Raw genomic sequence first — 8,692 nt, 5'->3', positions numbered from 1 at the left:
CCGCGGCGCACCCCCGGCCCACCCCCCGTTCGTGGGGGGGCCGGGGGGGGCGCGGCGGCCCGCCCCTCCGGCGGTCCAGCGGCGCACGGCAACGCTCCGTCGGCGCGCCCTGCGTTCATCCGTCCTGTTCCTTTGCCTCGGCCGGATGGCATTGCCATACGGAGGACGAGATGCGCCGGCCACCTGCCTCTGTGCGCTCCACGCCCGACTCGCAGCGGGAACCCATGACTTACGCGGAGGGGACAGCGGCCTCGGATCCGGCGTGTTCCGTGGCCCGCATCATGGGCAGCGTCAGCAGCGCGACGACGACCCCGGCCACGGCGAAGCCGGCTCCGATGAGGAATGCCTCGTGGAAGACGCTCGCCCTCGCCGCCAGTACCAGGGCCGGGTCGCCGTCGGCCGCCTTCGTCAGGGCGGGGACCCTGCTGAAGGCGATGGTCGCGGCGATGGCCACACCGAGCGCTCCGCCCGCCTCCTGGCTGGTGTTGATGAGCCCTGCGGCCAGTCCGGACTCCGCCTTTCCGACCCCGGCGAACGCGGCGACCTGGAGCGGTACGAAGGACATACCGAGGCCCAGGCCAGCGATGAGGAACGCGGGCAGAACGTCGCCGGCGTAACTGCCGTGGACCGGCAACCGCCAGAGCATCAGCATCCCGGCGGCGGTGAGGACGAGACCGGCGACGAGCACGGGCTTGGCCGCCACCTTGGTGACGAGCTGCGAGGCGACGCCCGCACCGACCGACACGATGACGGCGAGGGGTACGTAGGCCAGGCCGGTCCTGATCGGCGAGTAGCCCAGCACCTGCTGCATGAACAGACTGGCGAAGAAGAACAGCGTCACCAAGGTGCCGAACAGGAGTATGGCGGTGAGATTCGCAGCGCGCAGTACCCGGAGCCGGAAGATGCCGAGCGGGATCAGCGGCGACGTGGTCCGGCGCTCGATCAGCAGGAAGGCCGACAACAGGGCGGCCGCGGCGACGAGACCGCCGAGGGTCGGGGCCGACGTCCAGCCCATGTCGACGGTCTGGCCCAGGGTATAGATCAGCAGCACCAGGCCCGCGGTGAGGACGACGGCACCTGCGGTGTCGAAGGTCCTGTGCCGCCCGTCAGCCCTGCTCTCGGGCACGATGAACGGCGCCAGCACCGCAGCCGCCAGCCCGATCGGTACGTTGATGAAGAAGATCCAACGCCACCCCGGCCCTTCCGTGAACAGGCCGCCCAGGATCACTCCGGCGACCGACGCGATGCCGCTGACGGCGCCCCACACGCCGAGTGCCTTGTTGCGTTCGGGGCCTTCGGCGAAGGTGTTCGTCAGGAGGCTGAGGGCGGCCGGGGCGATGAACGCCGCCCCGAGGCCCTGCAGGCCGCGGGCGGAGATCAGCATGGCGGGTCCCTGGGCGATGCCCGCCAGGAGAGATGCCGCGGCGAACACGACCAGCCCGGTTCGGAGCAAGCGACGACGACCGAAGGTGTCGGCGAGCCGCCCGCCGAGCAGCAGGAAGCCGCCGAGGACCGTCCCGTACGTGGTGACGACGTACTGCAGGAAGCTCTCGGAGATGTCGAGGTCCCGCTGGATGGTCGGCAGAGCGACGTTCACGATCGACACGTCGAGGAACGTCATGAAGCCGGTGACGCAGAGGAACGCCAGGGTCAGCCCTGGGCGTCCGGGCGGCCGGAGCCGGGGTGTGCGTGTTCTCTCGGATCGGTGGTGCAGGGACTCTTGGATCGACATGACACTCCTGGTGGATCGGTCGGATTCGGATTCCTTGTACGGCAGGGCCGTGCGGGAGCGGGACACCCGCGAAGGCGGCGGTGCATTGCCACGCCGTCGCGTTCAGGGCTGCCGGCCGTACCAGGCCACGAGTTGTTCGATGTCCGGGGCGTCCGCGGGAACGTTCACCACGGCGGCGAATGGCACCTGGCCGCCGCGCGGTTCGGCCGGCACAGCGCGTCGCATCGCTCCGAGAGATACGGCCAGCACGGCCGGATCCCACGCCGGGCGCTGACCGGTCGCGGTGGCCAGATCCCAGGTGTGCACGGTGACTTCAGTCGTGTAGACGACGAGGGCGATCCCGCCCGGCAGCGTGGCGAACGGCAGGCGGAGCGGCCGGTTCAGGACCGCGGGCTCCGACCACACGGCCTCGACGTCGCGGGCTGCGGCCTCCCACGCCGTCGACCAGTCGCCATCGGCGACGTCATCCGCGACGGGCGGGACGCTGAACGGGTCCTCACCGCGCCCCACCACGGCAACCCTGCGCAGGACGGAGACGAGGTGGTTGGACAGCTGTCGCACGGTGAACTCGGTGCAGGGCGTCGGCTCGTCGAACCCGTCGGGACGGACGCCGGCGAGGGTGCGTCCGGCCAGTGCGACGGCTCGCATGAAGCCCGGACGCGGATCGCCGCCGGGCACCGGGGCGGCGGAAGTGGCGGTCGGTGTCGCTGTGTTGTCAGCAATGTTGGTCATGTCGCCATCCTGGAGACCAAACTGGCCACCTCATGGCCAGTTTCCGGAGGAGAATGATCTGGCATGAGAGCTGATCGTCTGGTGGCGACGCTGCTGTTCCTGCAAGCGCGCGGACGGGTGACCGCGACCGAGGTGGCGGCGGAACTCGAGGTGTCCGAACGCACGGCGCGACGTGACCTGGAGGCGCTGGCGATCGCCGGCATTCCGGTCTACTCGCAGAGCGGCCGCGGCGGCGGCTGGTCGCTCGTCGGCGGAGCCAGGACCGACCTCACGGGGCTGACCGCCGGCGAGATCCGGGCGCTGTTCCTCGTCGCGGGGCCATCGTCGACCACACCCGAACTGCGCGGGGCCCTGCGCAAGTTGGTGCGCGCCCTGCCGGCGACCCTGCGGTCCGACGCCGAGGCCGCCTCGAGAGCCGGTGTCACCGACGGCACGGACTGGTCGCGCTCCGCCGTCGCCGCCGCGACGCCCCACCTCGACGCTCTCCAGCGTGCCGTGGTGGACGGGGCGCAGATCCGGCTCGGTTACGCCGGACCCGGCAAGCCCGCAACCGAGCGCACGGTCCATCCGCTCGGCCTCGCATCCAAAGCCGGCGTCTCGTATCTCGTCGCCGACACCGACCGCGGGCTCCGGACCTTCCGGCTCAGCCGCGTCACCTCCGTGGAGGCGACCGGCGATCCCGTCGTCCGGCCGGACGGGTTCGATCTCGCCACGACATGGCGGTCACTCGCCGCGCCGGTGGAGGAACGCATGATGGCGGCGACCGTGCGGGCCAAGGCCGACCGAGATGCCGAGCCGATCCTCCAGCGGCTGTTCGGGGGGCGGTTGCGGGTCGGCCGGCCCCTTGCCGGCGGATGGGTGGAGATAGAGGTCGACGGGCCGTCGCCGGAGATCCTGGCGGCGCAGATGGCCGGGCTGGGAACGCGTGTCGAGGTCCTCGAACCCCCAGAAGCCCGGGAGCAGCTGGCGCGCCTGGCCGCCGAACTCGCCACCACCTATGGTCCACCGACGAGGACGGACGAAGACTCGACGGTCCCGCGTTCCTCGATCCCGCATCCCTCGGTCCCGCGTTCCTCCCCGAGCACCTGAGCCAGAACCGACCGAGCGCCTTGCCCGCGACGCGCCGCGGGATCGAGAGGTTCGCATACGGGCGGACAACTCACGGGCTCCGGACCAGCACGGTCGACGGCGCGCCTTCCGTCGGCTACCCCGCTGAAGGCAGGCACGCCCGCTGCCGAAGAGGCCGCCCACTCGGGTCCACCCGGCGCGAGCCGCAGCTCCGCTCCGAGGACCGTGACGACGAGCGCTCTCCGCTCTCCGTCAAGGAATTGGCGCCCGCGCGACAGCGTGCTCGCGGGCTCTCGCCTGTGAGGCCGACCCGCCCGCCCGTCAGGCCGACCGGCTCGGCGACGGCTCGTACGAAGCGCCGTCCGCCGCGCCCAGCAGCCCCGCCCAGTCCGGAATCTTCACGGTCGTACGGCCCAGCGACCGGCCCAGCTCCGCCTCCGCAGCCTCGATCGCCTGCCACCCGGACCACTCCACCGGTTCCTGCCCCATCCGCCGCAGAGCCTCCCGGGGATCTTCGGGCACCGGCCGCTGCGTCAGCGTGGGCGCGTCGGCGAGCAGCGCGCCCGCCGTCTGCTTCGCGCACGGCCGGTTGGTGCCGATCACCCCGGTCGGGCCGCGTTTGATCCAGCCGGCGACGTACTCGCCGGGGGAGGGCACGCCGTCCCGCAGGACGCGCCCCTCCGCGTTCGGCACCGTTCCGCGCTCGGCGTCGAACGGCAGTCCGGGCAGCGGTACGCCCCGGTAACCGACGGACCGCAGCACCAGCTGGGCGTCGATGTCCTCGAAACTGCCGGTCCCCACCACGCCGCCGTGCCCGTCCGGCGCCGTGCGCTCGAAGCGCACTCCGGCGACCCGGTCGCCGCTCGGGGACGGGAGGAGCGCCACAGGGCGCAGGAAGAACCGCAGATGGATACGGCGGGCCGGGTGCCGGGACGGCTGCTCGGCCCAGCCCCGCAACGCCTCCACATTGCGCCGGTTGACTGCCGGGAGCCCCGAGGTGTCGGCGAACGCCGGGTCGAGGGCCAGCTCCGCGGGGTCCACGGCGACCTCCGCGTCCGGCAGAGTGCCCAGCTCCCGCAGCTCCTTGGTGGTGAACCGTGCCTGCGAGGGGCCGCGCCGCCCCACCATGTGCACCTCGTTCACCTGGCTCTCGGCGAGTGCGCCGAGGGCCGCCTGCGGCAGATCGGTCGGGCGCAGCTCGTCCGCTCCCCGCGCCAGGATGCGGGCCACATCCACGGCCACATTGCCGACCCCGATGACGACCGCGGACCGCGCGCCCGGCAGGAAGCTCTCGACCGCGGCGTCCGGATGGGCGCTGTACCAGGAGACGAACTCGGTGGCGGAGAAGCTGCCGGGCAGCGTCTCGCCGGGAATGCCGAGCCGCCGGTCGGTCGCCGCCCCCACGCAGTAGACCACCGCGTGGTACAGCCCGAGGAGCTGTTCGGGACCCAGCCCGCCGGTCCCGACGTGCACGTTGCCCAGGAAGCTGACGCGCGGGTGCTCCAGGACGGCGCGGAGGTTGTTCTGCAGCGACTTGATCTTCTCGTGGTCGGGTGCGACGCCGTAGCGCACCAGTCCGTAAGGGCAGGGCAGCCGGTCCAGTACGTGCACCTGTACGTCGGGCACGGTCTGCTGCTCGACGAGAGCCTGGGCGGTGTAGACACCGCTCGGTCCCGAACCGACAACGGCGACACGAAGCACGGCGGGGCTCCTTCCCGCAGGGTGCTTCCAGCATCGCACCGAGGCGTGCCGGGCGGGAGATGCTTCGTCGTCGTGTCTGGGCTCTGTCCCGTCGATCAGGGTGACAGGGGCCTCGTTGCCCGCGCCAGTCCGTCACATTTTCGCCCGTTCCAGCCAGAAGTCCAGCAGCTTCGCGTCGCCAAGAACCTCCACCCGCTCGCTGTTCGCCGGCAGTCGCCGGTAGAGGACCTGCAGGACGTCCGCCATCGGTCCCCGTACGGCCACCGTCGCCTTGGCGTGCGACCGTCGCCAGGTGAAGCCGTCCTCGCCGAGCTCGATCAGCCACTCCGCCCCCAGCTCCTCGGCGGTGTCGGTGGCGTGCAGGTGAATGCTCCGGTACGGCCCGCGCAGCTCGGCCAGGGCGGGCAGCCGGGTGGCCACCGGCGGGCTGGAGAGGAGCTCCAGGAACTCGTCCACCGTGTCGGCCGCGATCGCCGGGTCGACGGTGAACTCACGGCCCGCGGCGAGCGCCGCGTCCGCCCGGTGGACCACCGTCTCGTGGGCCTGCCGACGGGCCCAGAAGGCCGTGTCCTGCCGCGAGCACCACGTCCACACCTTCGTGTCAGGGCCGGCCTCGCGGAGTACGTCGACGAGCCGGGCGGCGCCCGCAGCCAGCCAGGTGCCGAGCGCGGCCGGGTCGTCCTCGTCCGGACCGGCCGCGTCCGGCACCTGGTCGAACGGGATCGGTGCCGTGGCGCGGGTCCGTACGACCGTCTCGGCATAGCGGTGGGCCCTGCCCAGATGCCGGAGGAGTTCGGCCAGCGTCCAGTCGGGACAGGTCGGCACAGTCACCGACAGGTCCGCGTCGGCGATCGTCACGATCAACTGCTCGGTCTGGGCGATGATTTCGTCGCAGTAGCGGTCGTGATCCAGAAGAGTCATGCTCGCAGGTTACGGCGCCACGCGGTCCCGGCCGCAATGATTTTCGAAAGCTCGGCGCACAGCCGCGCCCGCTCCCGGATCCGTGGTCCGGGAGAGCATGGCCTGGCGACGGAGTAGTCGGCTGACTCGGCCGGACAAGTCCTTGCTAGGACATCCCCCGCATGCGATTGATCTCGCTCGTCTGCTGTGCGATCACATCGTTCGCCATCTCCTCGACCAGCACGTTGTTGCCGTCCGACAGCAGCTCCGTCGCCATGGTGACCGCGCCCTGGTGATGGGTGATCATCAGCTTCAGGAACAGCTCGTCGAACGCCCGGCCCCGTGCCTCGCGCAACTCGGCGAGCTGTTCCCCGGTGGCCATGCCGGGCATCGCGCCGTGGTCGTGTCCGGCGTGCTCCCCGGGGCCGCCGTTCCTCTTCTGCCAGCCCTGCATGGCCTTGGTCTCGGGGCCCTGCGCGGCGGAGATGCGGTCGGCGAGCCGCCTCACCGTTCCGGACTGTGCGTGCTTCTCCGCCAGGCCGGTCATGACCAGGGCCTGCCGGTGGTGCTTGATCATCCGCTGCACATAGCCGAAGTCGGCCGAGTTGGGGCTGTCGTCCCCGACGGCCTTCTTCGCCTCGTCGGCCGAGAGTGTCTGCGCCGCCTCGCCCGGCTTGCCGGGGGCCACCACCGAGGGCCCGTCGTCCGCTGTGGCGGCGGAGTCCGACTCGCAGCCGGCCAGGGCCAGTACGGCAGCCATCGCCGTCCCTGCGGCCAGAGCGCGGACGCGGGGCGTCCTGTGGCGGTGGAACACAGAGACCTCCTGGGGGAGCGCGGATCAAAACGCGTATCAAGTGCGGATCAGGTGCGGATCAAGCCGGAACTGTCCTAGCACGCCGGCGCGGGTCAGTGATCGAAGAGCTTCATTACATGTTCGTTGCCATCTATTGAGATGTACATGTGAAGGGCGATACTGCCGGGGTGTGAGAACCGTTCAACTCCGAACGGACACAAGGGAGGACGCAGTGACGTCGTTGCACAAACCCCGCGTGCGGCGCAGACGGCTCGGCGTGGCAGCGGCCGCCTTCGGGCTGATCACCTCGTTCCTGGCGGCCGGCTCGGCCACCGCGACGCCCGACCCCGGCGGCGCGCCTGCGAAGGAGCGTGTGAGCAAGAGCCAGGCGGCAGACACCGAGGCCGCCATCGAGAACGGCGACATACCCGGCGTGGACGAGATCGTCCACAGCAAGAACGTGACCCACCTCGCGAACATCCCCAAGGACGCGCTCCAGGGGACCAACTCGGACCTGGCCTTCCAGGGCAAGTACGCCTTCGCGGGCAACTACGACGGCTTCCGGATCTTCGACATCAGCGATCCGAAGGCCCCGAAGACCGTGAGCCAGGTGCTGTGCCCCGGATCGCAGAACGACATCACGGTCTCGGGGGATCTGCTCTTCCTCTCCACCGACTCCTCGCGCAGTGACAACTCCTGCAACAGCGCCACGCAGCCGGCGACGGAGAAGTCCTCCTGGGAGGGCATGAAGATCTTCGACATCAGCGACAAGCGCAACCCGAGCTACGTCGCCGCCGTCGAGACCGCCTGCGGCTCGCACACCCACACGCTGGTGCCCGAGCGCCGCAACGTCTACATCTACGTCTCCTCGTACTCGCCGAGTGAGACGTTCCCGGACTGCCGGCCGCCGCACGACGGTATCTCGGTCATCAAGGTGCCGCGCTCGGCGCCCGAGGAGTCCGCGGTCGTCGACTTCCCCGTGCTCTTCCCGGACGGCGGCAACCCGGGCACGCCCACCAACCCCGGTGTCTCCAAGACGACCGGATGCCACGACATCACCTCGTACCCGAAGCTGAAGCTGGCCGCGGGCGCCTGCATGGGCGACGGAGTCCTGCTCGACATCTCGAACCCGGCGGCGCCCAAGGTGATCGACCGGGTGCAGGACAATGTGAACTTCGCCTTCTGGCACTCGGCGACCTTCAACGAGCGCGGCAGCAAGGTGGTCTTCACCGATGAGCTCGGCGGCGGCGGCGCGGCGACCTGCAACGCCGAGATCGGCCCGGACCGCGGCGCCGACGGCATCTACGACATCAGGGGCAAGGGCGAGCACCGCAAACTGGTCTTCCGCAGCTACTACAAGATCCCGCGGCACCAGGCCGACACCGAGAACTGCGTCGCCCACAACGGCTCACTGATCCCGGTCAAGGGCCGCGACATCATGGTTCAGGCCTGGTACCAGGGCGGCGTGTCGGTCTGGGACTTCACCAACTCCGCGAAGCCCAAGGAAATCGGCTACTTCGAGCGCGGCCCGATTTCCACGGACACGCTCGTCGGGGGCGGTGCCTGGTCGGCGTACTACTACAACGGCCACATCTACTCGAACGACATCGCCAAGGGCTTCGACGTCCTGAGGATCGACGACCGGCGCACCGACGGCGCCAAGTGGGTCCGGATGCCCGAGCTCAATGTGCAGACCCAGCCCGACTACCGCTGATCGGACAGCTTCACCACACGTGCCGGTGTCCCGCCGGGTGCCTCGTCGCCCG

At 70.6% G+C, this 8,692-nt stretch carries 7 protein-coding genes; 2 read left to right on the top strand and 5 right to left on the bottom strand.

What is annotated here, in order from left to right:
- Positions 1-229: 229 nt before the first annotated feature.
- A complete protein-coding gene (locus tag ABZW18_RS33555) occupies positions 230-1,732 on the bottom strand; it encodes an MFS transporter (RefSeq protein WP_356195010.1) in 1,503 nt (500 codons plus the stop codon).
- A 102-nt stretch (positions 1,733-1,834) separates the two neighbouring features.
- Positions 1,835-2,464 carry a TIGR03086 family metal-binding protein gene (locus tag ABZW18_RS33550; RefSeq protein WP_356195007.1) on the bottom strand — a complete coding sequence of 210 codons (630 nt, stop codon included), beginning with the start codon at positions 2,462-2,464 and terminating at the stop codon, positions 1,835-1,837.
- Between the two features lie 63 nt (positions 2,465-2,527).
- On the opposite strand from ABZW18_RS33550, the gene ABZW18_RS33545 reads away from it, so the two are divergent.
- Positions 2,528-3,553, top strand: coding sequence for a WYL domain-containing protein (locus tag ABZW18_RS33545; RefSeq protein WP_356195005.1), 1,026 nt, complete (start codon positions 2,528-2,530; stop codon positions 3,551-3,553).
- 300 nt (positions 3,554-3,853) lie between these two features.
- On the opposite strand, the gene ABZW18_RS33540 is transcribed toward ABZW18_RS33545, so the two are convergent.
- The 3 genes from ABZW18_RS33540 to ABZW18_RS33530 form a co-directional block, all read right to left on the bottom strand.
- Positions 3,854-5,233 carry an FAD-dependent oxidoreductase gene (locus ABZW18_RS33540; protein ID WP_356195003.1) on the bottom strand — a complete coding sequence of 460 codons (1,380 nt, stop codon included), beginning with the start codon at positions 5,231-5,233 and terminating at the stop codon, positions 3,854-3,856.
- Positions 5,234-5,365: 132 nt separating this feature from the next.
- A complete protein-coding gene (locus ABZW18_RS33535; protein WP_356195002.1) occupies positions 5,366-6,154 on the bottom strand; it encodes a maleylpyruvate isomerase family mycothiol-dependent enzyme in 789 nt (262 codons plus the stop codon).
- Between the two features lie 145 nt (positions 6,155-6,299).
- The gene (locus ABZW18_RS33530) at positions 6,300-6,893 is read right to left on the bottom strand and encodes a DUF305 domain-containing protein (protein WP_356195012.1); all 594 of its coding nucleotides are present in this window, start codon (positions 6,891-6,893) and stop codon (positions 6,300-6,302) included.
- Between the two features lie 265 nt (positions 6,894-7,158).
- Here ABZW18_RS33530 and ABZW18_RS33525 point away from each other — a divergent pair, with 265 nt between their 5' ends.
- The gene (locus ABZW18_RS33525) at positions 7,159-8,640 is read left to right on the top strand and encodes a hypothetical protein (protein WP_356194999.1); all 1,482 of its coding nucleotides are present in this window, start codon (positions 7,159-7,161) and stop codon (positions 8,638-8,640) included.
- Positions 8,641-8,692: the final 52 nt, after the last annotated feature.

The sequence above is a fragment of the Streptomyces sp. NPDC004647 genome (assembly GCF_040609575.1).
Lineage (GTDB): Bacteria > Actinomycetota > Actinomycetes > Streptomycetales > Streptomycetaceae > Streptomyces.
Note: the sequence above shows the minus strand (reverse complement) of the source record. Positions and strands in the feature narration are given on the sequence as shown.